The following is a 26,931-nucleotide window of genomic DNA, read 5'->3' as shown; positions in this document are numbered from 1 at the left end:
CATTACGGGCCTGTAACGTGCGCGCGGCCAGCCGGCCCGATACGGTCCCCGCTCCTGTCCGCCGGAGCCCCCTCCCATGATGCCGTCCATCAAGTCGCGCCTGAAGTCCGCCGCCGCCGCCCTGGCCCTGATCACCGCCTTCGGAGCGTCGGCCCCGGCGCTGGCCCAGACAGCGCCCGCCGCCATCGAGGTTCCGCCCCTCGGCTTCCAGAAGCGGACCCTGCCGAACGGCATGGACGTCTATACCTCGCGCGATACGACGACCTCGAACGTCACCGTCCAGGTCTGGTACCGGGTCGGCGGCAAGGACGATCCGGAGGGCCGCTCGGGCTTCGCCCACCTGTTCGAACACCTGATGTTCAAGGCCACCAAGGACTTTCCCGACGAGACCTTCGATCGCCTGACCGAGGACGTGGGCGGCAACAACAACGCCTTCACCGGCGACGACGTCACCGGCTACTACCAGACCATTCCGGCCAACCACCTGGAGCGGCTGATCTTCGCCGAGGCCAGCCGCCTGTCGTCCCTGGTGGTCGACGAGGCCGTGTTCGAAAGCGAGCGCGACGTCGTCAAGGAAGAGTATCGCCAGGGCATCCTTGCCAGCCCCTACGGCCGGCTGTTCGGCCTGTTCATGGCCGCGACGGTCTATGAGGAGAGCCCCTATCGCCGGGGCGTGATCGGCTCGCTGGAGAACCTGGACGCGGCGACCATCGAGGACGTGCGCCGCTTCCACGCCACCTACTATCGGCCGGACAACGCCTTCCTGATCGTGGCCGGCAATTTCGACCAGGCCCAGCTGGACGGCTGGATCGACCAGTATCTGGCGCCGATCCCGAACCCCGATCGTCCCCTGCCCGAGAACAACGTCGTCGAGCCCGAGCCGACCGGCCCGCGCGAGGCGACCTTCCATGCCCCCAACGTGCCCCTGCCGGCGGTGGTGCTGGCCTGGCCGACGGTGGCCTACCGCGAGGCCGACCGGATCCCGCTGACGGTTCTGGACGGCATCCTGTCGACCGGCGAGAGCTCGCGCCTGTATCGCTCGCTGGTCTATGAGCAGCAGATCGCGGCCCAGGCCGCGTCCAATCCCGAGTTCCTGCAACAGGCCGGCTATCTGTCGGCCTATGCCATCATGGCGGGCGGCGAGACGCCCGAGACCGGCATCGCCGCGATCCGCGCCGAGATCGCCCGCCTGCGCGACGAACCCGTCACCGAAGCCGAACTGACCGAGGCCAAGAACGAACTGGTCGCCAACGCCCTGCGTGGCCGAGAAACCGTAGAGGACCGCGCCACGGTCCTGGGCCAGGTGCTGATCGCCACCGGCGACGCCTCCGTCGCCGACCGCGAGATCGCCCTGATCCAGGCCGTCACCGCCGCCGACATCCAGCGCGTGGCCCGCGAATATCTGACCGACCAGCGCGCCCTGACCGTCCGCTATCTGAATGCCGACGACGCCAATCCGCCGACCGCCCAGGTCACCGAGGTCAGCGCGCCGGTCACGGTCGAGGAACTGGCCCCGGTCGGCGAGATCTTCACCCTGCTGCCCGAAGATCAGCGCGCCGCCCTGCCCGAACCGGGCGAGCCGGTGTCGCCGACCACGCCGCCGGTCGCCGACTTCCGGCTGGACAACGGCCTGCGCGTGCTGGTGGTCGAGAAGGAGGGCCTGCCGCTGGTGTCGGCCCGGCTGAACTTCGATGCCGGTTCCGCCCATGAGGCGCCGGGCAAGGCGGGCCTGGCCTCCATGACCGCCGGGCTGCTGACGCAGGGCACGGCCACGCGAACGGCGCCCCAGATCGCCACCGAGATCGAGCAACTGGGGGCCCAGATCGGCGCCGGCGCGGGCCCGGACTTCACCAACGTCTATGCCAACGCTCCGGCCGACGTCTTTCCGCAGGCGGTCGCCCTGATGGCCGATCTGGTCAGGAACCCCGCCTTCGCCGCCGAGGAGCTGGAACGCCAGCGCACCCAGACGCTGGACGCGTTGCGCATCAGCCTGTCGACGCCCGGACCGGTCGCCGCCCAGGCCGCCGCCCGGGTGGTCTATGGCGAGGCCCCCTACGGCGCGCCGGGCTCGGGCACCTTGACGACCCTGCCCGCCCTGACGCGCGAGGACGTCGCCGCCTTCCACGCCGCCCGGTATCGCCCGTCGGACGCCACCGTGGTCTTCTCCGGGGCCATTGACGAAGCCGAGGCCCGGGCCCTGGCCCAGACAGCGTTCGGCGACTGGCGCGGGGCCGGTCCGGCGACCGAGGCGGTCCAGCCGGCCGGTGAGCGCCTGCCCACCCGGATCGTCGTCATCGACCAGCCCGGCGCGGGCCAGGCCGCCGTGGTCGCCGCCCTGCGGGGCGTGTCGCGCACCGATGCCGACTACTTCCCCCTGACGCTGGGCAACACCCTTTTGGGCGGCAGCTTCACCTCGCGCCTGAACCAGGAGATCCGCATCAAGCGCGGCCTCAGCTATGGCACCCGCTCGTCGCTGGGCGCGCGCGCCGACCCGGGTCTGTTCACCGCCAGCGCCCAGACCCGCAACGACGCCGCCGTCGAGGTCGCCGGGCTGATCCTGGCCGAGATCGAGCGCCTGTCGACGACGCAGCCGACCGCCAGCGAATTGACCACCCGCCAGGCCATCCTGACGGGGGCCTTCGGAGGCCAGCTGGAGACGGTCGACGGCCTGGGCGGCCTGGTCGCCGGCCTGGCTCTCTACGACCTGCCGATGAGCGAGCTGGCGGACTATGTCGGCAAGGTCGAGGCCATCGACGGCCCGGCGGTGCAGGCCGCCTTCGCCGAACATTTGCCGGTCGACCGGGCCAGCCTGGTCATCGTCGGTGACGCGGCGCAATTCATCGACGCGCTGCGCGCCCGTTACCCGCAGGTGGAGGTCATCCCCCTGACGGCGCTGAACCTCGATCGGGCGGCGTTGCAATAGGCGGGTCCGGGCGGAATCGGCGCGACATGCATTTTCGGCTTGCGAGCCTGTCGCGCCCTCCGCTATAGGCCCCGCTCTCGACTGAGACGCGGGCGTAGCTCAGGGGTAGAGCATCACCTTGCCAAGGTGAGGGTCGGGCGTTCGAATCGCCTCGCCCGCTCCAGTCAGAGACCAAGAAGGCCCGGCGGCGATGCCGGGCCTTTCTGTCATCCGCCCAGGGGCGCGGCCAGATTGCCAAGGTGAGGGTCGGGCGTTCGATCAGCCATCGCCCGCTCCAGTCAGAGACCAAGAAGGCCCGGCGGCGATGCCGGGCCTTTCTGTCATCCGCCCATGGGCGCGGCCAGATTGCCAAGGTGAGGGTCGGGCGTTCGATCAGCCATCGCCCGCTCCAGTCGAAGAACGGAAAAGGCCCGGTCGCGAGACCGGGCCTTCCTGCGTTTTCTGCCTGTCGGGTCTAAAGGCCCAGCGCCGCCCTGATGTCGCGCCAGTCGATGTATTTGAAGTTCTGCGTGCCGATGTCATTGACGTCGTCCTGGACCACGACGAGGCCTTCAGGGAAGGGGCCGACCGGTCCGCCGAGCGCCGCCAGACCGTCGGTGCCGGTCACGGCGTCCACCGCGCCGGCCTCGACCACGAACCGGCCGACATAGGCCGGCGCCGCGCCGTCGATGCGCCAGACGGGGAAGGCCGAATCGCCCTGGCTGGACCCGATCAGATAGCGGGCCTCGCCGTCGGCGATGATCGTCAGACCCTCGGCATCCGCCACCAGAACGTCCGGCGCGATGCCCTGCACCTGGGTCCGTGCGTCGCCCGAGGCGGGGTCCAGACCATAACGCCAGACGCCGACGTTCTCCTCGCCGAGATAGAGGGCCCCGGTCGCCTCGTCGGCGGCGCAGCCCTCCGAGATGGTGCCGATGTCGAAGCGGCGGACCTCGCGCGCGGCGGGCCGACCGTCCGCGTCGACGCTGAGGACCCACTGTCGCACCTCGCCCTCATGCCCGACCAGGATGGCGTGGACCTCGGACCCGCGACGGGCGAAGCAGAAGCCGTAGGGCTCGACCACGTCGGTCGCGATCGCGCCCCACGGCCGCACGCCGTTGTCGGGCCCGCCGGCGGGATCGAAACGGTAGAGCGACACGCCCGTCCGGCCGGGCGTCCGGTCGCTGGCCCCCAGCACCAGCTGCGGCCGACCGTCGATGGACAGACCATCCACCGCGTCGACGTTGTTCAGCAGTCCCTCGGGCAGGAACTGCAGCACCGCGCCGTCGAAACCATAGACATACAGCCCCGCCTTCTTGTCGGTGCCGACCACGAAGCCCGGCGTGGCGACCGCACCGACCCGGACCGGCGCGTCGAACACCCAGATGGCCGGATCGTCGGCCGCGTCTTCGCCGCCGCCCGTGCCGACAGACGGAGTTTCCAGCCGCGCCTGAACCCGAACACCCGGGCCGACGAAACCCTCGCCCTCACCCTGATAATCGACCTCGGTGGTGGCGCAGGCGGCAACCAGAAGCGCGCTCGCGGCGGCAAGGCAGAAGCGGTCGAAGCGCATGGAATTCCCCCGATGGCGTGCGGCGTTCGAGGCCGCAGACCACGGTGCGACGAAGGCGTCAAGCCGCCGCCTGGGCCCGTCCCGGGCTCGAATGAACCGCGCTCTGATGAAGCGTCACCGTTGCGTCGGGAATCGGACATTCAGCGTTCGCCGAAGCGTCGCAGGCGCGTCGCCGCCCAGGCTTAGCAGCAGCCTTCAGAGCCGGCGGCCGGGGGGTCGACCGAGCCATCGGGGATGCCAAAAATGAAACTCGCTCTTCTCGTCGGGGCCGCCGTCGCGCCGCTTCTGTTCGCCCAGCCCGCGCTGGCCCAGTCCGCTCAGGAGACGCCGACCACGGCTCTGGACGAAGTCATCGTCACCGGCAGCCCGGTGTTCCGCAATCGCACCGACGACGTCGTGCCGACCCTGTCCTATGACCTCGAGTATTTCCAGCGGTTCGAGCCGCTGACCGTCGGTGACGCCCTGCGCCGCGTGCCCAGCGTGACCTTCCTGTCGGACGTGCTGGAATCGGACGGCGTGCGCCTGCGCGGCCTGGATCCTGGCTACACCCAGATCCTGATCAATGGCGAGCGCGTCCCCGGGGGCGACGACGACCGTTCGTTCTTCGTCGACCGCATTCCCGCCGAGTTGATCGAGCGGGTCGAAGTGGTGCGAGCCTCTTCGGCCAACCGCTCGGGCGACGCGGTCGCCGGCGCGATCAACATCGTGCTGCGTGACGCCTATACGCTGGATGGTGGATACATCCGCGGCGGCGCGATCCTGTTCCCCGACGACGAGGTCGGCGGGACCTTCGGCGCGGTCTACGGCGGCGAGGCTCTCGGCGGCCGGCTGCTGGTGGGCGCGAGCGTGCAGGACCGTCGCAATCCCAAGGACAAGTTCAGCCAGCGCTTCGACCGGCCGGGCGGCACCCTGGACAACACCGAGATCCAGACCGACGTCCGCGACGGCACCGACTATTCGTTCAACGCCGACTATTCGGTCGAGGTCGGCGGCGGCACCCTGGACCTGTCGGGTGTGTTCGTCCGGACCGATCGCATCCAGGACGAGGATTCCATCGAGTACCGCGGCGGCCGGGTCCAGAATGCGGACCTGTTGACCATCAACGACAACGACGTCGACATCCAGACCGACAACCTGTCCCTGCGGGGCCGCTACGAGGTCGAGATGCTGGGCGGCGAGACCCGGTTCAAGCTGGGCTATGCCTCTTTCGACGACGAGCAGACCGAGTTCGAGAACGAGGCCGAGTATCTGCGCGACGCCATCGCCTTCCCCGACGAAGACCGGTTCACGGCTGACTTCGAGATCCGCGACCTGCAGGATGAGGAGTGGTCGGGCGCCCTGGAGCATACCCGTCCCCTGAGCGACACCACCGAGATCGAGTTCGGTATCCAGGCCGTGCAGAAAGACCGGGATTCGGTCACCCGCGTCGCCGATCGCGTCCGCTTCAATGTGCCCAACGCCCCGGCCCCGCGCCCGGCCCAGCCGCCGTTCGTGTTCAGCACCAGCACCTATGTCATCGAGGAAACCCGCATCGACCCCTACGTCATGCTGTCGGGCGAACAGGGCGCGCTGAAGTGGGAGGCGGGTCTGCGCTATGAGACCACCGACACCACCATCGCCGGTGTCGACAACGACTATGCCGAACTGCTGCCGTCGCTCAGCCTGCGCTACACCTTGAACGAGACCGATCGTCTGATCGCCTCGGCCGGGCGAACCATCCGCCGTCCGCGCTTCAACGATCTGGCCCCGGTCACCCTGGAAGAGGAACGCGGCGACAATGATTTCCGCGGCAACCCGCTGCTGGAGCCGGAAACCGCGTGGGGCATCGACGTCGGCTTCGAACGCCGCCTGGGCCGCCGGGGCATCGTCGGGCTGAACGTCTTCTACCGGGACGTCACCGACCTGATCGAGGACGTGAACACCGGGCTGCAGGGCTCGGGCGGGGCCGGGACCTTCATCGAGTCGATCGACAACGTCGGCGACGGTCAGGTGTACGGCGTCGAGTTCGACCTTTCCACGCCGTTGACCGTCTTCGGACTCGAGAACACCGGCGTGTTCCTGAACGCCTCCTGGCTGGACAGCCAGGTGGAGGACGCGCTGGGCGAGCGTCGTTTCAACGACCAGTCGGACTATGTCGTGAACCTTGGCTTCACCCATGACATCCCGTCCTGGCAGGCCGCCTTCGGCGCGACCTATCGCAAGCAGGGCGACGCCTTCGGCCGCGTGTTCGCCGAGGAAGTCACCACCCGCTACGGCGCCGACCTGGAAGTCTTCCTGGAGAAGCGCATCTTCTCGAACGCGGTCCTGCGCCTGACCGGCATCAACCTGCTGGACAGCTCCAAGGACGAGGTGTTCGACAAGTTCGACGATCAGGCCGACCAGATCGCCCGGGACTACGACGAGTTCGAGCTGGAGACCGAGAGCGCCGGACCGGTGTTCCAGCTGGTCATGCGCGTCGCCTTCTGATCCCGACGCCGTGTCGAAACGGAAAGGCCGGGCGGCGACGTCCGGCCTTTTCCATGGGCGCGGTGTCGGCCGATGCGGCCTCGCGCGATTGCGACTGGACCGGACGCGCCCCGCGTCCTAACGGCCAAGGCGGCCCCGATCCGGCGCGCCCCTTGCTGGGACAGGGGCGAACGCCGCTCCCACGGCGCCATATCGGGAAGAGTGCTGCGTCATGTTCATGGAAGGCGATGTCGACTGGGTCCTGGTGCTGGGGCTGACGGCGGCCGTCACCAGCGTTCTGGCGGTGATGTCGCTGGTCTTCGCCTGGACCAACCGCACCCGCCACGTCTCGACCAGCGACGAGCTGACGGCGGTGTCCCGGGCCCGTCAGGAGGCCGAGACCCGCCTCTACGAAACCCTGAACGCCATCCCCGTCGCCCTGGTCCAGACTGATCGGGGCGGAAAGTTCATCTTCGCCAACCGGGCCGCGCACCAACTGCTCGGCAGGAAGGACAACGAGCTGATCGGCTTGCGATTCCACTCGGCGACCTGGGGCATCACCTATCCGGACGGTCGGCCCGTGCCGCCGGACCTGCTGCCCAGCGCGCGGGCGCTGCGCGGTCAGACGGTCAAGGGATTTCAGCACATCCTGGCCAACCCCGCGACCCGACGGAAAATGCTGGTCTCGGTCACCGCGATGCCGGTCGAGGACAGCCTGGGCCAGGTCATCGGCTCGACCGCCGCGATCGTCGAGACCGAGGGGCTGACGACACCCGAGGTGTCCGACCTTGAACCACCGGCGCCTCCGCCCGACCCCAACGAGACCACGCGCCGGGTGTTCGAAGCCGCCTCCAGCGCCCTGATCGTCGTCGCTCCCAACGGCGTGATCAAGGAGGCGAACCGCATGGCGCTGAGCCTGTTCGGCCGCGCGCCCGACGTCGTCGGGAATGATTTCGCCGACCATTTCCTCGCCGAGGACGAGCGGGTCGAGGGTCGACAGACCCTGCGCGCCGCGGCCGTCGGCGCAGAGGGGGCCGATGCGATCGTGTCGGCCCTGGGCGGGCCGCGCGGCATGGTCTGGCGGCTGCTGCCCCTCGTCGGGACCGATGACGGGGTCGACGCCCTGATCCTGGCGGGAGATCCCGTGCCGGAACCGGTCGAGGTCGCGCCGGAGCCGGTGCCCGAACCGGAAGCCTCCGTCGGCCCCACGCCGTCCGAGATCGAGGCCGAAATGGCCGCCATGCGCGAGGCCGCCGCCGCGCGCGAGGCGGTCCTGGTCGCCGAACGTGACGCCGCCCTGTCGGCCACCGAGGCCGCTCGCGCCGAGGTCCTGCGCGCTCTTGAACGCGGCGAGGGGGCTCAGAGGCTGGAAAGCGTCGGTCGCCTGACCGGCGGCGTGGCCCAGGACTTCAACGCCCTGCTGGCCGTCATGACCAGCGCGCTCGACATGATGCTGAAGACCGCCGACGACCCCGCGCGGGTGCGCCGTCTGGGCCAGGCCGCCCTGGCGGCGGGACAGCGGGGCGAAGCCCTGACCCGTCGCCTGGCGGCTTTCTCCCAGGGCGAGGACGCCGAGGCGCAGATCCTCGACGCCGGCATCCTGTTGCGCGCCATGGAGAGTAGGCTGCGCGCCCTGGCCGGGCCCGGGGTCGATCTGATGATCGAGGCCCCCCAGGTCGAGGCACCCGTGCGGGTCGATCCCGTCGGGTTCGAAGGCGCGGTGACGGCCCTGGTGCGCAACGCAATCGACGCAGTCGAGGGCGCGGGAGCCGTGGCCGTCCGGCTGGAACCCCTGGACACCGGCGAAGTCCGGCTGACCGTGCGCGACACCGGGCCCGGACTGGACGAGGCGACCGCCGCTCGCGCGCTCGAGCCCTTCTTCACCACCCGACCCGGCGCGGCGGGTCTGGGTCTGCCCCAGGCCCACGCCTTCGCCCGCCTGTCGCGCGGCAGCCTGTTCCTGACGGGCGAGCGGGGCCAGGGCGCCGAGGCCACACTGACCCTGCCTCGCGCGGCCCCGGACGCCTGATCGACGACCGCCCCCTCGCCCGACGACCGTCGTTCTGCTAGGCGTTAACCTTCCACGGAGGGGTGCCGATGGTCTGGGTGTTTCGGGTGTGTCTGGGTTTGCTGATCGCGGCCTATGCGAGCTGGCTGGCGTCTCCCTTGCTGGTCCCGCTGACGGCGGGAGGGTCCATGGCGGACGCGATCGCCGCGACGACCGCCGAGGCCGGGCGTCTGGGGTGGACGCTGCCCTCCCTCTGGCTCGGCTCGGTGGTCCTGTATCTGATCGCCGCCGTCCTGACAGCCGGAGGGATCGGGGCCGCTCCCGGCGCCTATTTCCTGGCCTTCGGCGCCGAGGTGATCCAGCGCCTGCTGCTCCAGACCACGCCCGACGCGGTCCTGGCCGACACCCCCACCCGGATCGCCGCGGCTCTGGAGCCCTTGAACCTGACCGTCGATCCGGGACCTCTTGCCCTCGCCGCCGCCCTTGCGGTCGGTCTGCTGGTGCTCATGACCGGGGTCTGGCGCGGCCAGAAGGGACAGGCCCTGACGCGGCACTGGACCCGGCCGCCGATCTACGCCTGATCCTTCCACCGTTCGCGAGGCACAGATGAAGTTCGTGCGCATCCTGCTGGTCCTGGCTGTGATCGCCTATGCCGGGTGGCTCGCCTGGCCGTTCCTGACACCTTTTTTCGAGGGTGCCCCGTTCGACGTGGCTCTGGAGCGGGCCCGGGGTCTGATCGAGGCGGGCGCCGGGGTTTCGGGCGCGGCCCTGTGGGTCGGAGCGGTGCTGCTGTATCTGATCGCCGCCGTGATGCTGGGGGCGGGCAATCCGCGCGCGGCCGTCGCCTATTTCCTGGGGTTCCTGGCCGACGCGGTCCTCAGGCTGGCGATCGATCGCTCCGGAGGCGCAGGGCCGGCCGAGGCCTCCCTTCAGGCCGACAGCTATGCCGGTGGCGAACTGGCCCAACGCTCGGCCGAGGCCATGGCCCCCACAGGCCTGCCGATCGACCCGACCTGGCTGATCCTGGGGGTTCTTCTGGTGGTCGGCCTGATCATCGTCGCCGTATCGCGACGGAGGGGTCGACGGCGCCTCCCCGGCCAGCTCGCCGGCTGAGACCGAAGCGCTCCTGCGTCCGAAACTGACGCAGCGTCCTGCTACACGTTCCTCTTCGGTCCAAGGGGTCTCTGCCGCTACTTGGAGTCTCCAACCAGGGACTCCAAACGAACTCGAGGAAAATCAATCGTCTGACATGGGAGTGAGAGTCACTCCCACCCCTGCTGCGCCACGCTCGACCCCGGGCGGAGGCATCCCCATATCGGTCGCGGCGGTTGACCCCGCCGGGTCAGGCGCTAGGACACCCAGCACCGATCCCCTCCCCCTGACCGCGCCTACCCCCGAGGTTTCCATGGCCGAACCCGCAACCGCCCCCGCTCAATACGATGTCGTCATCATCGGCGGCGGGCCGGGCGGCTACAACGCCGCCATCCGCGCGGGCCAGCTGGGCCTCAAGGTCGCCTGCGTCGAGATGCGCGAGACCCTGGGCGGCACCTGCCTGAACGTCGGGTGCATGCCGTCCAAGGCCCTGCTGCACGCGTCGGAACTGTTCGAGGCGGCGTCCAGGGACTTCGCGGGCATCGGCATCGAGGTGACGCCCAGGCTGAACCTGCCGGTCATGATGAAGCAGAAGCAGGACAGCGTGACCGCCCTGACCAAGGGCATCGAGTTCCTGTTCAAGAAGAACAAGGCCGACTGGATCAAGGGACGCGGCCGCATCGCCGGGCCGGGCACGGTCGAGGTCGAGGCCGCCGACGGGTCGAAGACGACACTCAAGGCCAGGGACATCGTCATCGCCACGGGCTCGGAGCCCACGCCCCTGCCCGGCGTCGACTTCGTCGAGGGCAAGGTGGTCGACTCGACCGGCGCCCTGGCCCTGCCCGCCGTGCCCGGGAAGCTGATCGTCGTCGGCGCCGGCATCATCGGTCTGGAGCTCGGCTCGGTCTGGCGGCGTCTCGGGGCCGAGGTGACGGTGGTCGAGTACCTGCCGCGCATCACCCCGGGCATGGACTCAGATCTGGCGACCGCCTTCCAGCGCGCCCTGACCAAACAGGGCATGACCTTCAAGCTGGGCTCGAAGGTGACGGGGTCCAAGGTCACGGACAAGGGCGTCGAACTGACCGTCGAACCGGCTGTTTCAGGCAAGGATGGGGGAGGCGCGGCCGAGACCCTGACCGGCGACGTCGTCCTGGTCGCCATCGGCCGTCGCCCCTATACGGCGGGCCTGGGGCTGGAGACCGTGGGGGTCGAGGTCGACAAGCGCGGCTTCGTCGTCGGCGACCACTTCAAGGTGGCTGACGGCGTCTGGGTCATCGGCGACGTGACCACCGGCCCCATGCTGGCGCACAAGGCCGAAGAGGACGCCGTCGCCGCCATCGAACTGATCGCGGGCAAGGCGGGTCACGTCGACTACAATCTGGTGCCCAGCGTGGTCTACACCTTCCCCGAGGTCGCCTGGGTCGGCAAGACCGAGGACCAGCTGAAGGCCGACGGCGTCGCCTACAAGTCGGGCAAATTCCCCTTCACCGCCAACAGCCGCGCCAAGATCAACCACGAGACCGACGGCTATGCCAAGGTCCTGGCCGACGCCACGACCGACCGTATCCTGGGCGTCCACATCATGGGGCCCCAGGCCGGCGAGATGATCGGCGAGGCTTGCGTGGCCATGGCCTTCGGTGGCGCTTCGGAAGACCTGGCGCGCACCAGCCACGCCCACCCCACCCGCTCCGAGGCCGTCAAACAGGCGGCCATGGGCGTCGAGGGCTGGACGATGCAGGCCTAACCCACCGCGGGAGGAGGCGCGAAGGCGGGACGGACCGGCCCGAAGGCGACGCGTTGCCGCCCATAGTCCAGCGTCACTCGCTGGAACCGGTAGAGCACGTCCGCGCCCAGAAGGATCGCGGGACGATCGCTGAGTCCCAGGGCGCCGAAGGCGTGCAGGTCGGCGAAAAGAAGAGGCGTCGCGCCCAGCTCACGTCCTCCGATGCTCAAGTCGCGAACCCGTCCCAGCCGCGCCCGAAGGGTCTGGCCGGTGACGCCGAACACATCGATCGAGCCGGCCGCGACCGCGACGCCCAGAGCGCTCAGAAGAGCCGGATTGCCGATCGAATACTGGGCACCGGAATCGACGAAGGCCTCGACCGGTCGCCCGTCGATCACCACGTTCAGCAGGATCAGCTGGCCGAAGCGACCGGCTCGCGCTCCCACCCGGATCTCCAGCCGGGTCGACGGCACGAAGGTCACCAGGCCGGGCGTCGAGCCATGGATCCGCACAGTGCGCCGAACCAGATCGAGTTCGAGGCGAAACCGCGACAGGATATCCAGCCCGATCAACCCGTCCGCGGCCAGATCGCCGCGCTGGAACACCGGCGCGACGACCTCATCGAAACGACGCCCTCCAAACGTCAGGCGGGGAATGACGACCGAGGATACCCCGTGCGCCGCCGTGACGCCGTGAACGATCAGCGGAGGGCCGGGCGAAAGCCTCAGGGATTGAGCCAGGTCCGCCGCGATGGCGCTGCGTTCGGCGCCGGTGTCCAGAACGAAGACCGCGCGTCGACTCCCCAGCCGAACCTCGGCGGCCATCCGGGTCAGGATGTTGACGGTCAGGGCCTCGGCCCCGGGCTCGGTCTGGGCGCGGGCGGTTGGCGCGAACAGCCCCGCGGTCGCAAGGCCCGCGATGGCCGAGCGACGGTGGATCGTGGCAGGGCCTGCGTCCCGTTCGCCCACGTTCGCTCCCTCCCTGGAGCCGTCGGGCCCAGGTTATCCCTGTGTCGCCGGGCCGCCTAGACCTTGATCAGCTGAGGAGGAATCGCTTCGCGATTCCGCCGATGCTGTGAATCAAGGTCCAGCGGTTTCCTGGGGCCTGATCCGACCGGAAAACCGCTCACACTTTTCCGGATCAGGCCCTGGGGGGAGCGGGTTACGGTTTCGTCATCCTCGCGTCCGGCCAGGCGTGACAGGCTATCGGCTCAGGACAGGAGGCGTCGATGCTCTCTCTTCTTGTGCGTGCCGCCGCGCTTCAAGCCGCGCCCGCGTCGACCCTTCTGGCGGAACGGGCGGGTCGAAACCTCGGGGCTCAGCCGCCCGGGTGCGACGACGGGACTGAACACCTAGACCGCCGCGTCGAACAGGGCGTCGCGCACCAGGTCGGCCCGGACCATGGGAAACAGGTGGTGGGTGCCGGGCACGGCCTCGGCGGTGACGTTGGCCAGGCCGCGCGGCCGGTCGGGCACCTGGCTGATGGATCCCGTCTCGGCCTTCAGGACCCGGACCGGGCCGCCGTAGTCCCGCATCGCCCGCCAGGGATCGTGGGCCTGGGACATATAGTTCGACGCCTCCCACTCCGGCGCGCAGGCGAGGCGAAAGCCGCCGTCCGGCGTGTCCAGCAAACCGTCGGACAGATAGTCGATCAGCACGGGATCGGGCCATCCCCGAAACGCCCCGCGCCCGCGATAGGCCTCCAGCGCCTGCTCGCGGCTGTCGAACAGCGCCCGGCGGCGGCGCGACGCGCGAACCAGCGGATACCGCTCGCTCAGCCGCCTCAACCCCGGCGCGCGCAGGACGATCGACGTCAGCCCGCCCCAGATGACCGGGTCGAACAGCACCAGCCGCGAGACCCGCTCCGGCGCGCGCGCCGCCGCCAGCAGCGAGGCCGTGCCCCCCATCGAATGCCCCGCCAGAACGACAGGCGGCCCGGGAAAGGCCTCCAGCAGGGCCAGCAGGTCGTCGCGATGATCGCTCCAGTCCCGGCGACCCACCGTCCGGGTCGGCAGCCGTGTGTGGCCATGGCCCCTCAGGTCCGGGGCCAGGATACGGAACGAGGCGGCCAGCGGGGCCAGGATGGAGCGATAGGTCGCCGCGTTGAAGCCGTTGGCGTGACTGAACACCAGATCGACAGGCCGCTTGTTGTCGCCGAAGTCCAGCACGGCCATCTCGCCGCCCCGCTGGGTCAGCGGCACCATCAGGCGGCGGGGCGGAAAAAGCCGGGCGGCGTCCATGCTCCAATCTAGGCGGCCCCGGCTCCGGCCGCCACCTCGCAGCGGCCTATGCGGCGATCCGGCAGGCGGCGCAGCGCCCGTGACCCTCGATCGTGGTCCGCTCCAGCGCATAGCCCGCCGTCTCGGCGGCCCGGCGCAGGGCCTCGCCCTCGGGCGGCGTGACCTCGACCGTCGCCCCGCAGCAATCACAGATCAGGAAGGCGGCGGCATGAGCCCGGTCCCCCACCGAACAGGCCACATAGGCGCTGATCGAGGCGATGCGGTGGGCCAGACCATTGCGCTCCAGGAACTCCAGCGCGCGATAGACGGTCGGCGGCTTGGCGGCGACGCCGTCGGGGCCATAGCGGGCGATCAGGTCGTAGGCCTTCACCGCCTCGCCCGCCTCCAGCAGCAGCTCCAGCACCCGGCGGCGCGGGGCCGTCAGCCGTTCGCCGCCCGAGACGCAGCGGCTCTCGGCTTCGTCCAGGGCCCGCACGATCTGTCCGGGGCTCATCCCGGGCTCGGCGTGGGCATGTCCGCAGGCGTTCGACATGCCCCAGAGCTAGGCTCTGCGGCGCCGTCCCGCAACCTGTTGGAGACCCCGTTTGCGACGCCTGCCCGGTTCGGCTAAGACGCCCCCCTTTCCCGACAACCCAGAGCGCTTTCGCCCCATGACCGACACCACCGCCGCCGCCAACGACCAGGCGCAGCTGGACGGCAACGTCCTGTTCTATTCCAAGCCCGAGCCGCTGTCGGCCGAGATGCACGGCGCGCTGGGCGTCAATCCGGTCGACAAGCCCTATGCCTTCGTCGGCAGCTCGCACGTCGTGCCGATGACCGTGACCGAGTTCGCGCCCGCCGCCCTGTCCTATCCGGTCGTCTTCCTGGGCGACAACAAGCTGCCCGTCGCCGTCATGGGCCTGCGCCAGGGTGAGAACCTGTACATCACCCCGTCGGGCGACTTCCGCCCCGAGGCCTATATCCCCGCCTATGTCCGCCGTTATCCGTTCGTCTTCGCCAACGATCAGCAGCAGCAGCGCATGATCCTGTGCATCGACCGCGGCGCCCCCTTCATCACCGAGGGCGGCCAGGCCCCGCTGTTCGTGGATGGCAAGCCTTCGGACTACGTCAACCAGGCGATGGAGTTCTGCAACAATTTCGAGCAGGAACGCGTCCGCACCGAGAGCTTCGTCAAGCTCTTGACCGATCTGGACCTGTTCGACGTCCGCGAGGCCGTGTTCACGCCGCGCGACGAGAACGGCAACGCCGGCGCGCCCCAGAAGCTGGCCGACTATTTCGCCGTCTCGGAAGAGAAGCTGAAGGCCCTGCCGGCCGAGAAGCTGGCCGAACTGCGCGACAACGGCGCCCTGGGCCAGATTTACGCCCACCTGATCTCGCTGCTGGGCTGGGACCGCCTGATCGCCCTGGCCTTCGACCGCGCCCGCACCACCGGCGAAGTCGCCGGCAACGCCTGATCCGAGGGTCTGGGGTCGAGGGTCGAGGGTCGAAGACGGTCTGCCTCGACCCTCGACCCTCGCATCTCGACCCTACCTCCTGACGAACAACCCCCGCGTCAGGCACGAGAAGACCAGCCGGCCGCCCTCGTCCAGCATGTCGTGCTGGGCGATGACGATGCCCTTCTCGTCGCCCACGGGGTCCTTGCCCATCACCGTCATCCGACCGCGCAGCAGCTCGCCCGCGGGCGGATTGCGCATGAAGCGCAGGCCGTCGACGGCCAGGACCTTGGACTGGGCCCAGCCCGCCGACTTGTCCGACGCCAGCCGGCTCCACAGCGCATAGGTCAGGGCGTCGGGGGCCCCATAGGCGCTGTCCCAGCCGGGCGCGAAATGCTCCACGAACAAGCCGATCGCCGTCTCGTCGACGGCGCAGGCCCCCAGCTGCAGGACCTGGCCGACCTCGAGATCCTCGAAATGGACGTGCAGCGGATCGCTCATGGGATCTCCTCGGGCGGACGGATCGCCCTTCGGCTTTACGGCTCCTCGGACACGCGCACCAGAAGCTTGCCGTCGTGGTCGCCCGTGAACAGCCGGTTCAGCGAGGTGACCGCGCCCTCCAGGCCGTTGTCGACATGGACCTTCCACTGCACCTTGCCCTCGGCCAGCCATGGCCCGACCTCGGCGACGAATTCCCTGGCGCGGGGGCTGTAGTCCATGACCAGGAAGCCCCGCACCGTCATCCGGTGGGTGATCAGACGGCTGAGGTCGGGCGAGGGCGGGCGCTTGGTGGCGTTATAGGCCGAGACCATGCCGCACACGGCCATGCGCGCGCCGATGTTCAGCCGGTTCCAGACCGCGATCATGATGTCGCCACCGACGTTCTCGAAATTCAGGTCGATGCCGTTCGGGGCCAGCCGGTCCAGCGCCGCGCCGACGTCCTCGTTCTTGTAGTCGACGGCCGCGTCGAACCCGAGCTCGCCCGTCAGCCAGGCGCATTTCTCGGGCCCGCCGGCGATGCCGATGACGCGCGCGCCCCTCTGCCTGGCGATCTGGCCGGCGATGGAGCCCACCGCCCCTGCGGCGGCCGACACCACCATCGTCTGGCCCGGCTGGGGCGCCAGCACATCGGTGACCCCGGCCCAGGCGGTCAGGCCGGTCATGCCCAGCACCGACATGTTCGCCGTCAGCGGCAGGCCGGGGAAGCGGTGCACCTTGCTGACGCCGCTGTCCGGCACCACGCCGTAATCGGCCCAGCCGCCCATGGCCGTCGTCACCACGTCGCCGACGGCAAAGCGCGCCGATTTCGACTGCTCGACCACGCCCAGGGTCAGACCGCGCATCACGTCGCCCAGGCCGACCGGCGGCAGATAGCCGACCGCGTCGTTCATCCAGGTCCGGTTGGTCGGGTCCAGCGACAGATAGACGGTCCGCACCAGCACCTGGCCCTCGGCCAGATCCGGCACCGGCGTCGAGACCAGCTCCAGATCGCTGTCCTGCACCAGGCCCTGCGGCCGCTGACGCAGCACCCACTGACGGTTCATCTGGCCCATGGTCGTCTCCGGTTGGTTTCTTTTGGATACGCGCATCATGCCCAGCCGCGCGGCGGGGTGAAAGGGGAAATCCGACCCGGCCAAAAGCGACTGTGGCGGCACGGGCGGAAAACACGGTGCGAACCGTCTGAACCGTCTGAAATCGGTGGGGCGGCGTGGGGTGACATCAATCGCAATCTGGCACGCGCCTGCGTCAGAATCGGACGTGGGAACGGGACGGCGGTGAGGGTCCAGATCAGGCGGCTGACCCTCGCGCCGCGGCAGCGGCCCCGGAAGACGCGTCGGTCAGGACAGGGCCGCGAACTGTTCGACGTTCGGGTGATCCGCAATCCCAGCAGCGTCGCTTCGGCCATGATGCCCAATCTCCACATTGGGGAAGCCGTCGACCCCCACTCTCCCCCCAGCGCCGCCGATTGCCTATACTCGCGGCATGTCGACCGATTCCACCGACCCCCTGATCTCCGGTTACCGTCGCTTCCGCGCCGACCACTGGCCCGCGGCCAAGGCGGAGTACGAGGCCCTGGCCGCCGACGGCCAGACGCCGCACACCCTGATCGTCGCCTGTTCCGACAGCCGCGCCGACCCGGCCCTGATCTTCGACGCCGCGCCGGGCCAGCTGTTCGTGGTCCGGAACGTCGCCAATCTGGTGCCGCCCTATGCGCCCGACGGCCAGCTGCACGGCGTCTCGGCGGCGCTGGAGTTCGGGGTCAAGGTGCTTCAGGTCTCGCGCATCGTCGTCATGGGTCACGCCCATTGCGGCGGCGTGGCGGCCATGCGCGACGGGGCGCCGGAGATCGTCCGGGACTTCGTCGAGCCCTGGATCGCCCAGGGCACCCCCGTCGTCCGCCGCGTCGCCGAGAGCGTCGCGCCCGATCAGGTCGAGGCCGCGACCGAGGAGGCCGTGGTGCGGCTGTCGCTCGACAACCTGCGGACCTTCCCCTGGATCGCCGAGCGAGAGGCCGACGGGCGTCTGGAGCTGACCGGCCTGCATTTCGGCATCGCCGAGGGGATGCTGCGTCGCCTGACGGCGGCAGCCCGGTTCGAACCTCTGGGCTGATTGCGAAAAGTAGTGAAATCCACTACAACACCGGTATGGAACGCTCGATCTCCGCCACCGAAGCCAACCGGGAGTTTTCTCGGCTGCTTGGCGAAGTTTCCGCAGGCCAGACATTCGTGGTGACCGCTCACGGCAAGCCGGTAGCGAAGATGGTTCCGGTCACCGCCGCACAAGTCCCTGACGATGAGCAGTCCAGGCGTGTTCATGCGCTGGTCGATGAACTTCTGGCCCTTCCGCTCCGCGCGCCCGGCCGCATCACGCGCGACGATGGGTACGAGTGAAGATCGCCATCGACACCAATGTCCTCGGGTATGCTGCGGGGATAGGAGAGGATGAGGCAAAGCGCGCCCGAGCCGCCTGGCTTCTGAAAGCGATCCCGGCTTTTCAACTGGTCATGCCCTCGCAGGTGGCTGGCGAGTTTTACAACATCCTGTGCCGCAAGGGCGGGCAGAAGCCCAAGATCGCCACCAAGATCGTCCTGGACTGGGCCGATACGCTCACCTTCGCCGCGCCCGGCCCCGGCACGATGCGCGAGGCGCTTCAAACCGCGTCGTTCCAGAACCTGCAGATCTGGGATTCCTTGATCCTCAATATCGCTTCCGAAGCCGGATGCCGCATCATGCTGTCGGAGGATTTACAGGATGGATTCATCTGCCGAAACGTGACGGTGGTGAACCCCTTCGCCGAGCGTCCTCATCCGTTGTTCGCCTCGGTGCTGGCCACCTTGCCTGAGAGCCCCTGACGTGCCCCACAGTCACCACGCCAACCCGATCCCCAACATCCTGACCGGCCTGCGCCTGGTCGCCGGGGTGGTGATGTTCCTGATCCTGGCCGGGGCGACCGGCGGGGTGCCCATCCTGTCGTCCTATCTCAGCCCCGAGGACCAGTTCGGCCTGTACCGGGCGGCCTTCTACATCTTCGTGGTGGCGGCCTCGACCGACTGGGTCGACGGCTATCTGGCGCGGCGCTGGAACGCCACGACCCGCTGGGGCGCGATTCTGGACCCCATCGCCGACAAGATCCTGGTGACGGGCGCCATCCTGGGCGTGCTGACGAGCGGCAGCGTGCCCCAGATCGCCATTCCCTGCGGCCTGATCCTGTTCCGCGAGTTCGCCGTCTCGGCCCTGCGCGAAACCATCGCCGGGCGGGTGACGCTGGAGGTCACGACCCTGGCCAAGTGGAAGACGACGGTCCAGCTGGTGGCCCTGGGCGCCCAGCTGTTCGCCCGGAACTGGGACGGCTTCGGGCTGGAGTTCGACTACCTGCCGTATTTCCAGCTGTTCGCCGACACCCTGATCTGGTTCGCCGCCATCGCCACGGTCTGGACCGGCTGGCAGTATTTCGACACCGCCCGCAAATCGCTGGCCGAGCCCGACGCCCGACCATGAGCGACGACCGCAGGGTCCAGGCCGCGCGCCGGATCGCCGCCCACATCGCCGGCCACCTCCAGGCCGACCTTTCGCTTCAGCTGTGGACCGGCGAGGTCCTGCCGCTGGGTCCGAACGCGCGCGACGACATCCGCATCGTCCTGGCCGATCCGGCGGCCGTGCGCCGGCTGGTGCTGAAGCCCGGACTGATGACCCTGTTCGAACTCTATGCGACCGGTGACGTCCGCATCGAGGGCGGCAGTCCGCTGGAAGCCGCCGACCGCTGGGACCACGGCCGCGCCGTCCATCTGCCGCGCCGCGTCGACAAGGCCCTGATCGCGCGCGAGCTGATCCCCTTCCTCATCGGCGGCAAGACGCGCGGCGTGGGCGACGCCGCCTTCGACGACACGGGCGAGGTCGGCCAGCGCCAGGACAAGGCGGCCCGGCGCGACAAGGACTTCATCTCGTTCCACTATGATGTCGGCAACGATTTCTACGGCCTCTTCCTGGATCCGGAGATGGTCTATTCCAGCGCCTGTTACGCCGACGACACGACCCCGCTGGAGGAGGCCCAGACGAGGAAGCTGGACCTGATCTGCAGGAAGCTGCGCCTCAGGCCCGGCCAGCGGCTGCTCGACGTCGGCTGCGGCTGGGGCGGCCTGTCCTGCTGGGCGGCCCAACACTATGGCGTCACCGTCCACGGCGTGACGCTGTCGGAGGAGCAGCTGGCCTTCGCCCGCGCCAAGGTCGAGCGGCTGGGCCTGTCGGACAGGATCACGCTCGAACTCCGCGACTATCGCGACCTCGACCTGTCGGATCACTTCGACGCCATCAGCCAGGTCGAGATGTTCGAGCACGTCGGCTTCGCCAACCACGACCGGCACTTCCTGGAGATGAAGCGCCTGCTGAAGCCCGGCGGCCTCTATTTCCACCAGGCCTCGGTGCGGCGCGGTGGCCGCGATCCGTCCAACATCGCCCCCCAGACGAACGCCACCCGCACGATCGGCCGTTTCATCTTCCCGGGCGGAGAGCTGGACACCATCGGCATGACGGTGACCAACCTCGGCCGGCTCGGCTTCGAGGTTCTGGACGTCGAGGACCTGCGCGAGCATTTCCAGCGCACCACCGCCGAATGGTCCCGCCGCCTGATGGCCCGCCGCGGCGAGGCCGTGGCCCTGGTCGGCGAAGAGCGGACCCGGCTGTGGCTGATCTTCTTCGCCATGTGCGCCAAGGGCTTCGAGCGCGGCTCCATCCTGGTCTATCAGACGGTCGCCCAGCGCCGCCGCGCCGGCCCCAGCGGCCTGCCCCTGGATCGCCGCAGCCTCTACGACTGATCCGAAGAAAGCGGTTCATCACAGCGGGCACTGCGGGGTCACGGAGGACACGGCGAGCCCCCTCCCCCCTCGGTCCCGTCTCGTTTCCGGCGATGTCTTGTTAAAGAGCGGCGGCGAAGCCGCCTTTACTGGCACGCGATGTCGGGAACATGCGGTCGGCGACCTCGGACGCCCCTCGGTCCCGCAGTGTCCTTCGTGCTTTCGCTGTGCTCGCTGTGATGAAACCCTCCGGACGGCCCCGCCGCCGAAACGACAGCACTAGTCAGACCCGCTCGCCTCTCAGCAGCCGGGGCAGGTCGCCCGTCGCCCCGCCGGCCTCGCCCATGAAGGCTTTCCGCAGGGGGGCGATCCGGTTGACGGCCGCCATGCCCAGGTCGCGCGCCAGTCGCACCGGGGCGATGTCGTTGGAAAACAGCCGCACGAACCCGTCGAACCCGGCCGCCAGGGCCACGGTGTCGAACCGGCGCCAGCGGGCATAGCGATCCAGCACCGTCTCCGAGCCGATGTCCTCGCCCAGCCGGGCCGCCTCGATCAGCACCTCGGCCAGGGCGGCGGTGTCCTTCAGCCCCATGTTCAGACCTTGTCCCGCGACCGGGTGCACCCCGTGGGCCGCGTCGCCGATCAAGGCGGCGCGCGGCGCGGTGAAGCGCGTCGCCAGTTCCAGCGACAGGGAATAGACGAAGCGCGGCCCCTCCGGCCGGGCCTGGCCCACGAACTCCCCAAACCGCCGCATCAGGTGCGAGCGGAAGGCGGCGTCGGAACAGTCGCGCAAAGCCTCCGCCGCCCGCGTCGTCTCGGTCCACACCAGGCTGGCGCGCTGCTCGGTCAGGGGCAGGATGGCGAAGGGCCCGTGCGGCAGGAAATACTCGTGCGCCACATTGCCGTGGTCGCGGTCCAGCCGCACCGTCGCGACCACGCCCGACTGGCCATAGCCCCAGCCCAGGGTGTCGATGCCTGCGGCCTTGCGGACGACCGAGTTCCGCCCCTCGGCCCCCACGACCAGCGGCGCGCTCAGCACGCGGCCGTCCTTCAGCGTCACGACCGCCACCGCGCCCGACGTCTCGACCGTGTCGACGGCCGCCGGAGCCAGCAGGTCGATGGCGCTCGCCGCGATCACCTCGGCCAGGGCCGCGCGGATACGTCGGTTCTCGACCATATAGCCCAGGGGCTCGCCGCCCGTGGCGTCGCCGACCTCCTCGGCGTCGAAGCGCAGATAGGCGGGCGAGGGAGCCTTGGACGCCGCCCCCGGACGGCGCCCGTCGGTCACCAGGATCCGGTCCATCCGGCAGGCGTGCGGCCGCAGCCGCTCGCCCAGCCCCAGGGCGTCCAGCATCCGGAAGGTCGACCAGGCGACGGCCGTCGACCGCCCGTCGAACGTCTCGGCCAGCTGAACCGGGAACGGCTGCGGATCGATCAGGGCGACCCGCAAGCCCCCGCTCGCCGCCGCCAGCGCGAAGGTCGCGCCCGCGAGGCCGGCGCCGGCGACGATGACGTCATGGGTGTGGGGAGGGGTCATGGCGCGAAGCTAAAGGGTCGAGGGTCGAGGGTCGAGGGTCGGACGTGTCGCGCCCCGGGAGTCGGCGGGAGGGCCTGTTCGACCCTCGAATCTCGACCCTCGACCCTCTCTTCCTAAACAGCCCCTTAACCCTGTCCGGCCGACACTGGCGGCCCGTCCGTCCGGAGCCGTCCATGTCCGCCGCCCTCGCCATCGGTCAGCGCGCCTACCAGAGCGCCCTCATCCTGTGGGACGCGCCCTTCGTGGTGCGTTTTCGCGGCGTGCTGCAGGCTCTGCTGGCGACCCTTCTGGTGGTGGCCCTGGTGTCGTGGAATCCGGCGGATCCCAGCCTGAACGCCGCGTCTTCGGCCGAGCCGACCAACTGGCTGGGATCGAACGGCGCCCTGTTCGCCGACCTGTTCATGCAGTCGATCGGCCTCGCCGCCTGGCCCGCCGCCGCCTTGACCGTCGCCTTCGGCCTCGCCGCCGCCATCGGCGACGCGATCCAGCAGCGGCTGAAGCCCACGCCGCTCAAGGCCCTGGCCGCGACCGGTGGCGTGCTGGCCCTGTCCGGCGCCCTGTCGGCGCTCGCCGAGCCGGGGGCCTGGCCGCTCGCCGCGGGCCTGGGCGGCCTGTGGGGCGACGCGGTCATCGGCCTGTTGCGATCCGCCTTCGCCGCCCTGGACCTGCCGGGGGGCTCCATCGTCGGCGGCCTGATCTTCGGGGGGCTGGGCCTGTGGGCCTGCGGCTTCGCGGTGGGGCTCAGAACGTCGGACTTCGGCGAGGGCGTCGCCTGGGCCTCGGGCCTGCGCCGTTCCGCTGCGCCGTCCGCGCCTTCGGCCGTTCGCCCCCGCCGTCCGACGCCGGAGCCCGAAGTCGCCTCGCCTCGCGCGGCCCGCCACCCTGCGCCCAAACTCGAACTCCCCGACTACGACGACGAGGCCGAGGCCCCCCTGCCGTGGGACGACACCCCGCCGGAGCCCGGCCCGCCGTCGGCCCGCGCCGCGCCCGAACCGCGCGTCGCCGCCCCCAAGCCCGCCAAACCGTCGAAGAAGGCCGTCGACGACGGTCAGGTCGCCTTCGACTTCGTCCGGCCCGAGGGCGATTTCGACCTGCCGCCGCTGGCCATGCTGGCCAAGCCCCAGGCCCGCGTCGGAACGATCGACGAGACGGCGCTGAAGCAGAACGCCAAGATGCTGGAGGGCGTGCTGGCCGAGTTCGGGGTCAAGGGCGTCATCGACCAGATCCGCCCCGGCCCGGTCGTCACACTGTACGAACTGGTCCCTGCGCCAGGCGTGAAGCACGGCCGCGTCGTGGCCCTGTCCGATGACATCGCCCGGTCCATGTCGGCCCGCGCCTGCCGCATCTCTGTGGTGCCGAACCGCAACGCCATCGGCATCGAACTGCCGAACCTGAAGCGCGAAACCGTCTATCTGCGCGATCTCCTGGCGAGCACGGAATACGGCAAGCCCGCCCACCTTCTGCCGCTCGCTCTGGGCGAGACCATCGGCGGCGAGCCCTATGTCGCCGACCTGGCGCGCATGCCGCACCTGCTGATCGCGGGCACCACCGGCTCGGGCAAGTCGGTCGGCGTCAACGCCATGATCCTGTCGATCCTGTACCGGCTCTCGCCGGCCGAATGCCGCTTCATCATGATCGACCCCAAGATGCTGGAGCTGTCGGTCTATGACGGCATCCCGCACCTGCTCGCCCCCGTCGTCACCGATCCCAAGAAGGCCGTCGTCGCGCTGAAATGGACCGTGCGAGAGATGGAGGACCGCTACCGCCGCATGTCCAAGCTCGGCGTCCGCAACGTCGCCAGCTACAACGAGCGCGCCAGGGAGGCCCAGGCCAAGGGCGAGCATTTCGAACGCACGGTCCAGACCGGCTTCGACGAGCAGGGCCGCCCGGTGTTCGAGAGCGAGAAGATTCGCCCCGAGCCCATGCCCTACCTCGTGGTCGTCATGGACGAGATGGCCGACCTGATGCTGGTCGCGGGCAAGGACGTCGAGGGCGCGGTCCAGCGCCTGGCCCAGATGGCGCGCGCCGCCGGCATCCACCTGATCATGGCCACCCAACGCCCCTCGGTCGACGTCATCACCGGCACCATCAAGGCGAACTTCCCGACCCGGATCTCCTTCCAGGTCACCTCCAAGATCGACAGCCGCACCATCCTGGGCGAGCAGGGCGGCGAGCAGCTGCTGGGCCAGGGCGACATGCTCTACATGGCCGGCGGCGGCCGCATCACCCGCCTGCACGGCCCCTTCGTGACGGACCAGGAGGTCGAGGAGGTCTGCAAGCACCTGCGGGCCCAGGCCGAGCCCGACTACCTCGACCTGATCACCGACGACCCGGACGGCGACGGCGACAGCGCCTTCGACGAAGGCGGCAACGGTGGTTCCGGCGACGACTTGTACGACCGCGCCGTGGCCGTGGTGACCCGCGACCGCAAGGCCTCGACCTCCTACGTCCAGCGCCGCCTGCAGATCGGCTACAACCGCGCCGCCTCCCTGATCGAGCGGATGGAACAGGAAGGCGTGGTCAGCCCCGCCAACCACGCCGGCAAGCGCGACATCCTGGCCGGTCCGCCCCCGATGGCCTGAGCCGTCAGGCGCGCTCGACGCACATGGCCACGCCCATGCCGCCGCCAATGCACAGGGTGGCCAGGCCCTTCGACAGGCCTTCGCGCTTCAGCTCGTGCAGCAGGGTGGTCAGGATGCGCGCGCCCGACGCGCCGATCGGGTGACCGATGGCGATGGCCCCGCCGTTGACGTTCACCCTGGCCGGGTCGAGGCCCAGTTCCTTGAGCACGCACAGGCTCTGGGCCGCGAAGGCCTCGTTGGATTCGACCCGGTCCAGGTCGGCGACGCTCCATCCGGCCTTTTCCAGCGCCTTCCTGGACGCGGGGATCGGGCCCGTGCCCATCACCGCCGGATCGACCCCGGCCGTGGCCCAGGACGCGATGCGGGCCAAGGGCTCCAGGCCCCGCGCCGCGGCGTCCTCGGCCGTCATCAGCACCAGGGCGGCGGCGCCGTCGTTCAGGCCGGAGGCGTTGGCGGCCGTGACCGTCCCGTCTTTCGTGAAGGCCGGGCGCAGCTTCTCCATGGAGTCCAGCGTCGCCCCGTGGCGGATGTATTCGTCCTTGTCGACGGTCACGTCGCCCTTCCTGCCCGCGATCACGACCGGCACGATCTCGGCGTCGAACTTTCCGCCCGTCTGGGCCGCCTCGGCCTTGTGCTGGCTGGCGAGGGCGAAGGCGTCCTGGTCGGCGCGGCTGATCTGCCATGTCTCGGCGATGTTCTCGGCGGTCTGGCCCATGTGATAGCCGTTGAAGGCGTCCCACAGGCCGTCCTTGATCATGGTGTCGGTGAACGACAGGTCGCCCATCTTCTGGCCGGAGCGCAGATGCTGGGCGTGCGGGGCCTGGCTCATGCTTTCCTGACCGCCCGCCACGATGACCCGGGCGTCGCCCACCGCGATCTGCTGATAGCCCAGCGCCACCGCCCGCAGGCCCGAACCGCAGATCTGGTTCAGGCTCCAGGCCGGCGTCTCCTTCGGAATCCCCGCGCCCATCGCCGCCTGACGCGCCGGGCCCTGGCCGGCGGCGGCCTGCAGCACATGACCCAGAATGACCTCGTCGACGTCGGCCGGATCGACGCCCGCCCGCTCCAGCGCCGCCCTGATGGCGATCTCGCCCAGCTTCGACGCGGGCAGGGACGACAGGGCCCCGAGGAAGGAGCCGACGGGCGTGCGGGCGGCGGAGACGATGACGACGTCGGTCATGGAGAGAGAGTCCTCGATAATTCAGGCCTCAACTAGCGCGACCGCGCGATAGGCCAACAAACAATTCGTGGCGTTTCTGCCGCATCGGCGCGGTTTCGTCACGTCCCTCGCCGTCGTTCAGGCGAAAGTCATCCTGATGGGGTCATATGCCGGGAACGACAGGCAGAACTGCCGAGTTGGTGCGATCATGCTGGACTTCTTCAAGCGTCACGCCCGTCGCCTCTGCACCCCGGATCAGATCGATCTGGAGGAGCACTATGAGTCCCGCTCCGAACACACCGCCGACCTGGTGGTCCACACCGTCGGCCTGACCCTGGCGGCGGTGGGCGGCGTCGTTCTGGCGGTCCTGTCGGCGATCTACGGCGGCGGCGGGGTGGTGTTCGCCACGGCCATCTACGCCCTGTGCCTGGTGGCCATGCTGACGGCCTCGACCGTCTACAACCTGACCCGGCCCTGCGCGGCCCGGCCGGTGCTGCGCCGGCTGGACGAGGCGGCCATCTTCCTGATGATCGCCGGCAGCTACACCCCCTTCACGACCCAGAGGTTCGAGGGCTGGTGGGCCATAGGCTTCACCCTGGTGGTCTGGACCATCGCCATCGCCGGCGTCGCCGCCAAGATGGTCGCGCCGCGCATCTCCGACGCCTTCTGGAGCGGGGTCTATGTGGTGTTCGGCTGGATCGCCGTGATCGCGCTCAAGCCCATGATCGACACCGTCCATCCCATCGCGCTCGGCCTGCTGGTGCTCGGCGGGCTGATCTACACGGCCGGGGTCTTCTTCTTCATCGCGCCCAAGCTCAAATACCGGCGCGCCATCTGGCATGGCTTCGTCGTGGCCGGTGCGGGGGTTCACTGGGCGGCGGTTCTGGTCGGGGTGGTGCTGGCTCCCAATCTGGCGTGATGAACCCGGCCTGACAAGAAACCGTCATG

Annotated in this window: 22 protein-coding genes and 1 tRNA gene; 15 read left to right on the top strand and 8 right to left on the bottom strand. The window is 69.6% G+C overall.

The annotated features are described in order from the left end of the window. The first annotated feature begins 76 nt into the window (after positions 1-76). Both ABN401_RS01460 and ABN401_RS01455 read left to right on the top strand, forming a co-directional pair. The gene (locus ABN401_RS01460) at positions 77-2,923 is read left to right on the top strand and encodes a M16 family metallopeptidase (protein ID WP_349683036.1); all 2,847 of its coding nucleotides are present in this window, start codon (positions 77-79) and stop codon (positions 2,921-2,923) included. Between the two features lie 88 nt (positions 2,924-3,011). Further along, positions 3,012-3,086, top strand: a tRNA-Gly gene (locus ABN401_RS01455). 291 nt (positions 3,087-3,377) lie between these two features. Here ABN401_RS01455 and ABN401_RS01450 read toward each other — a convergent pair. Continuing rightward, the gene (locus tag ABN401_RS01450; protein WP_349683035.1) at positions 3,378-4,475 is read right to left on the bottom strand and encodes a phytase; all 1,098 of its coding nucleotides are present in this window, start codon (positions 4,473-4,475) and stop codon (positions 3,378-3,380) included. A 243-nt stretch (positions 4,476-4,718) separates the two neighbouring features. Between ABN401_RS01450 and ABN401_RS01445 the strand changes: the two genes are divergently transcribed. From ABN401_RS01445 to lpdA, 5 genes are all read left to right on the top strand, one after another. Continuing rightward, positions 4,719-6,941 (top strand): TonB-dependent receptor plug domain-containing protein, encoded by a 2,223-nt coding sequence (locus tag ABN401_RS01445; protein WP_349683034.1) that lies wholly within the window; start codon positions 4,719-4,721, stop codon positions 6,939-6,941. Positions 6,942-7,152: 211 nt separating this feature from the next. Further along, positions 7,153-8,949 (top strand): PAS domain-containing sensor histidine kinase, encoded by a 1,797-nt coding sequence (locus ABN401_RS01440; protein ID WP_349683033.1) that lies wholly within the window; start codon positions 7,153-7,155, stop codon positions 8,947-8,949. 68 nt (positions 8,950-9,017) lie between these two features. Continuing rightward, positions 9,018-9,509, top strand: coding sequence for a hypothetical protein (locus ABN401_RS01435; RefSeq protein WP_349683032.1), 492 nt, complete (start codon positions 9,018-9,020; stop codon positions 9,507-9,509). 25 nt (positions 9,510-9,534) lie between these two features. After that, positions 9,535-10,041, top strand: a complete 507-nt coding sequence (locus ABN401_RS01430) for a hypothetical protein (protein WP_349683031.1) — start codon at positions 9,535-9,537, stop codon at positions 10,039-10,041. 292 nt (positions 10,042-10,333) lie between these two features. Continuing rightward, entirely contained in the window at positions 10,334-11,764 is a 1,431-nt protein-coding gene (lpdA, locus tag ABN401_RS01425; RefSeq protein ID WP_349683030.1) for a dihydrolipoyl dehydrogenase, read from the top strand. Here lpdA and ABN401_RS01420 read toward each other — a convergent pair. The 3 genes from ABN401_RS01420 to ABN401_RS01410 form a co-directional block, all read right to left on the bottom strand. Beyond that, a complete protein-coding gene (locus ABN401_RS01420; RefSeq protein WP_349683029.1) occupies positions 11,761-12,711 on the bottom strand; it encodes a retroviral-like aspartic protease family protein in 951 nt (316 codons plus the stop codon). The genes lpdA and ABN401_RS01420 overlap by 4 nt on opposite strands. A 383-nt stretch (positions 12,712-13,094) precedes the next feature. Continuing rightward, a complete protein-coding gene (locus ABN401_RS01415; RefSeq protein ID WP_349683028.1) occupies positions 13,095-13,982 on the bottom strand; it encodes an alpha/beta fold hydrolase in 888 nt (295 codons plus the stop codon). A gap of 46 nt (positions 13,983-14,028) precedes the next feature. Further along, positions 14,029-14,514, bottom strand: coding sequence for a Fur family transcriptional regulator (locus ABN401_RS01410; RefSeq protein ID WP_349683027.1), 486 nt, complete (start codon positions 14,512-14,514; stop codon positions 14,029-14,031). Between the two features lie 118 nt (positions 14,515-14,632). On the opposite strand from ABN401_RS01410, the gene ABN401_RS01405 reads away from it, so the two are divergent. Further along, entirely contained in the window at positions 14,633-15,436 is an 804-nt protein-coding gene (locus ABN401_RS01405; protein ID WP_349683026.1) for a SapC family protein, read from the top strand. Between the two features lie 72 nt (positions 15,437-15,508). Here ABN401_RS01405 and ABN401_RS01400 read toward each other — a convergent pair whose 3' ends face one another. Both ABN401_RS01400 and ABN401_RS01395 read right to left on the bottom strand, forming a co-directional pair. Beyond that, the gene (locus ABN401_RS01400; protein ID WP_349683025.1) at positions 15,509-15,916 is read right to left on the bottom strand and encodes a MaoC family dehydratase; all 408 of its coding nucleotides are present in this window, start codon (positions 15,914-15,916) and stop codon (positions 15,509-15,511) included. Positions 15,917-15,951: 35 nt separating this feature from the next. Beyond that, positions 15,952-16,968 (bottom strand): NADP-dependent oxidoreductase, encoded by a 1,017-nt coding sequence (locus tag ABN401_RS01395; RefSeq protein ID WP_349683024.1) that lies wholly within the window; start codon positions 16,966-16,968, stop codon positions 15,952-15,954. A 430-nt stretch (positions 16,969-17,398) separates the two neighbouring features. Between ABN401_RS01395 and ABN401_RS01390 the strand changes: the two genes are divergently transcribed. From ABN401_RS01390 to ABN401_RS01370, 5 genes are read left to right on the top strand one after another with little or no spacing between them, the layout of a single operon-like run. After that, positions 17,399-18,025 (top strand): carbonic anhydrase, encoded by a 627-nt coding sequence (locus tag ABN401_RS01390; protein ID WP_349683023.1) that lies wholly within the window; start codon positions 17,399-17,401, stop codon positions 18,023-18,025. A 35-nt stretch (positions 18,026-18,060) separates the two neighbouring features. Beyond that, positions 18,061-18,306: a type II toxin-antitoxin system Phd/YefM family antitoxin gene (locus tag ABN401_RS01385; protein WP_349683022.1), complete on the top strand. Its 246-nt coding sequence runs from the start codon at positions 18,061-18,063 to the stop codon at positions 18,304-18,306. Continuing rightward, the gene (locus tag ABN401_RS01380) at positions 18,303-18,767 is read left to right on the top strand and encodes a PIN domain-containing protein (RefSeq protein WP_349683021.1); all 465 of its coding nucleotides are present in this window, start codon (positions 18,303-18,305) and stop codon (positions 18,765-18,767) included. The genes ABN401_RS01385 and ABN401_RS01380 overlap by 4 nt, the downstream gene beginning before the upstream one ends. A 1-nt stretch (position 18,768) precedes the next feature. Next, entirely contained in the window at positions 18,769-19,413 is a 645-nt protein-coding gene (pgsA, locus tag ABN401_RS01375; protein WP_349683020.1) for a CDP-diacylglycerol--glycerol-3-phosphate 3-phosphatidyltransferase, read from the top strand. Beyond that, on the top strand, positions 19,410-20,726 hold the full coding sequence (locus ABN401_RS01370; RefSeq protein WP_349683019.1) for an SAM-dependent methyltransferase: 1,317 nt from the start codon (positions 19,410-19,412) through the stop codon (positions 20,724-20,726). Before pgsA ends, ABN401_RS01370 begins: the two co-directional genes overlap by 4 nt. Before the next feature lie 262 nt (positions 20,727-20,988). Here the strand turns inward: ABN401_RS01370 and ABN401_RS01365 are convergent, their stop codons facing one another. Continuing rightward, complete coding sequence (locus ABN401_RS01365) at positions 20,989-22,242, bottom strand: UbiH/UbiF/VisC/COQ6 family ubiquinone biosynthesis hydroxylase (protein WP_349683018.1); 1,254 nt, start codon at positions 22,240-22,242, stop codon at positions 20,989-20,991. Positions 22,243-22,415: 173 nt separating this feature from the next. On the opposite strand from ABN401_RS01365, the gene ABN401_RS01360 reads away from it, so the two are divergent. Next, positions 22,416-24,824 carry an FtsK/SpoIIIE family DNA translocase gene (locus tag ABN401_RS01360; RefSeq protein ID WP_349683017.1) on the top strand — a complete coding sequence of 803 codons (2,409 nt, stop codon included), beginning with the start codon at positions 22,416-22,418 and terminating at the stop codon, positions 24,822-24,824. Between the two features lie 4 nt (positions 24,825-24,828). Here ABN401_RS01360 and ABN401_RS01355 read toward each other — a convergent pair whose 3' ends face one another. After that, positions 24,829-26,004: an acetyl-CoA C-acetyltransferase gene (locus ABN401_RS01355; protein ID WP_349683016.1), complete on the bottom strand. Its 1,176-nt coding sequence runs from the start codon at positions 26,002-26,004 to the stop codon at positions 24,829-24,831. A 187-nt stretch (positions 26,005-26,191) separates the two neighbouring features. Here ABN401_RS01355 and trhA point away from each other — a divergent pair, with 187 nt between their 5' ends. Beyond that, positions 26,192-26,902 carry a PAQR family membrane homeostasis protein TrhA gene (gene trhA, locus ABN401_RS01350; protein ID WP_349683015.1) on the top strand — a complete coding sequence of 237 codons (711 nt, stop codon included), beginning with the start codon at positions 26,192-26,194 and terminating at the stop codon, positions 26,900-26,902. Positions 26,903-26,931: the final 29 nt, after the last annotated feature.

The sequence above is a fragment of the Brevundimonas aurifodinae genome (assembly GCF_040195595.1).
Taxonomy (GTDB): domain Bacteria; phylum Pseudomonadota; class Alphaproteobacteria; order Caulobacterales; family Caulobacteraceae; genus Brevundimonas; species Brevundimonas aurifodinae.
Note: the sequence above shows the minus strand (reverse complement) of the source record. Positions and strands in the feature narration are given on the sequence as shown.

Bases quoted from the DNA above. Each gene is read 5' to 3' on its own strand.
- ABN401_RS01445 (WP_349683034.1), top strand. From the start codon at position 4,719: ATGAAACTCGCTCTTCTCGTCGGGGCCGCCGTCGCGCCGCTTCTGTTC.
- ABN401_RS01400 (WP_349683025.1), bottom strand. From the start codon at position 15,916: ATGAGCGATCCGCTGCACGTCCATTTCGAGGATCTCGAGGTCGGCCAG.
- trhA (WP_349683015.1), top strand. From the start codon at position 26,192: ATGCTGGACTTCTTCAAGCGTCACGCCCGTCGCCTCTGCACCCCGGAT.
- ABN401_RS01450 (WP_349683035.1), bottom strand. From the start codon at position 4,475: ATGCGCTTCGACCGCTTCTGCCTTGCCGCCGCGAGCGCGCTTCTGGTT.
- ABN401_RS01355 (WP_349683016.1), bottom strand. From the start codon at position 26,004: ATGACCGACGTCGTCATCGTCTCCGCCGCCCGCACGCCCGTCGGCTCC.
- ABN401_RS01385 (WP_349683022.1), top strand. From the start codon at position 18,061: ATGGAACGCTCGATCTCCGCCACCGAAGCCAACCGGGAGTTTTCTCGG.
- ABN401_RS01430 (WP_349683031.1), top strand. From the start codon at position 9,535: ATGAAGTTCGTGCGCATCCTGCTGGTCCTGGCTGTGATCGCCTATGCC.
- ABN401_RS01435 (WP_349683032.1), top strand. From the start codon at position 9,018: ATGGTCTGGGTGTTTCGGGTGTGTCTGGGTTTGCTGATCGCGGCCTAT.
- ABN401_RS01395 (WP_349683024.1), bottom strand. From the start codon at position 16,968: ATGGGCCAGATGAACCGTCAGTGGGTGCTGCGTCAGCGGCCGCAGGGC.
- ABN401_RS01390 (WP_349683023.1), top strand. From the start codon at position 17,399: ATGTCGACCGATTCCACCGACCCCCTGATCTCCGGTTACCGTCGCTTC.
- lpdA (WP_349683030.1), top strand. From the start codon at position 10,334: ATGGCCGAACCCGCAACCGCCCCCGCTCAATACGATGTCGTCATCATC.
- ABN401_RS01360 (WP_349683017.1), top strand. From the start codon at position 22,416: ATGTCCGCCGCCCTCGCCATCGGTCAGCGCGCCTACCAGAGCGCCCTC.
- ABN401_RS01365 (WP_349683018.1), bottom strand. From the start codon at position 22,242: ATGACCCCTCCCCACACCCATGACGTCATCGTCGCCGGCGCCGGCCTC.
- ABN401_RS01460 (WP_349683036.1), top strand. From the start codon at position 77: ATGATGCCGTCCATCAAGTCGCGCCTGAAGTCCGCCGCCGCCGCCCTG.
- ABN401_RS01440 (WP_349683033.1), top strand. From the start codon at position 7,153: ATGTTCATGGAAGGCGATGTCGACTGGGTCCTGGTGCTGGGGCTGACG.
- ABN401_RS01415 (WP_349683028.1), bottom strand. From the start codon at position 13,982: ATGGACGCCGCCCGGCTTTTTCCGCCCCGCCGCCTGATGGTGCCGCTG.
- ABN401_RS01370 (WP_349683019.1), top strand. From the start codon at position 19,410: ATGAGCGACGACCGCAGGGTCCAGGCCGCGCGCCGGATCGCCGCCCAC.
- ABN401_RS01410 (WP_349683027.1), bottom strand. From the start codon at position 14,514: ATGTCGAACGCCTGCGGACATGCCCACGCCGAGCCCGGGATGAGCCCC.
- ABN401_RS01405 (WP_349683026.1), top strand. From the start codon at position 14,633: ATGACCGACACCACCGCCGCCGCCAACGACCAGGCGCAGCTGGACGGC.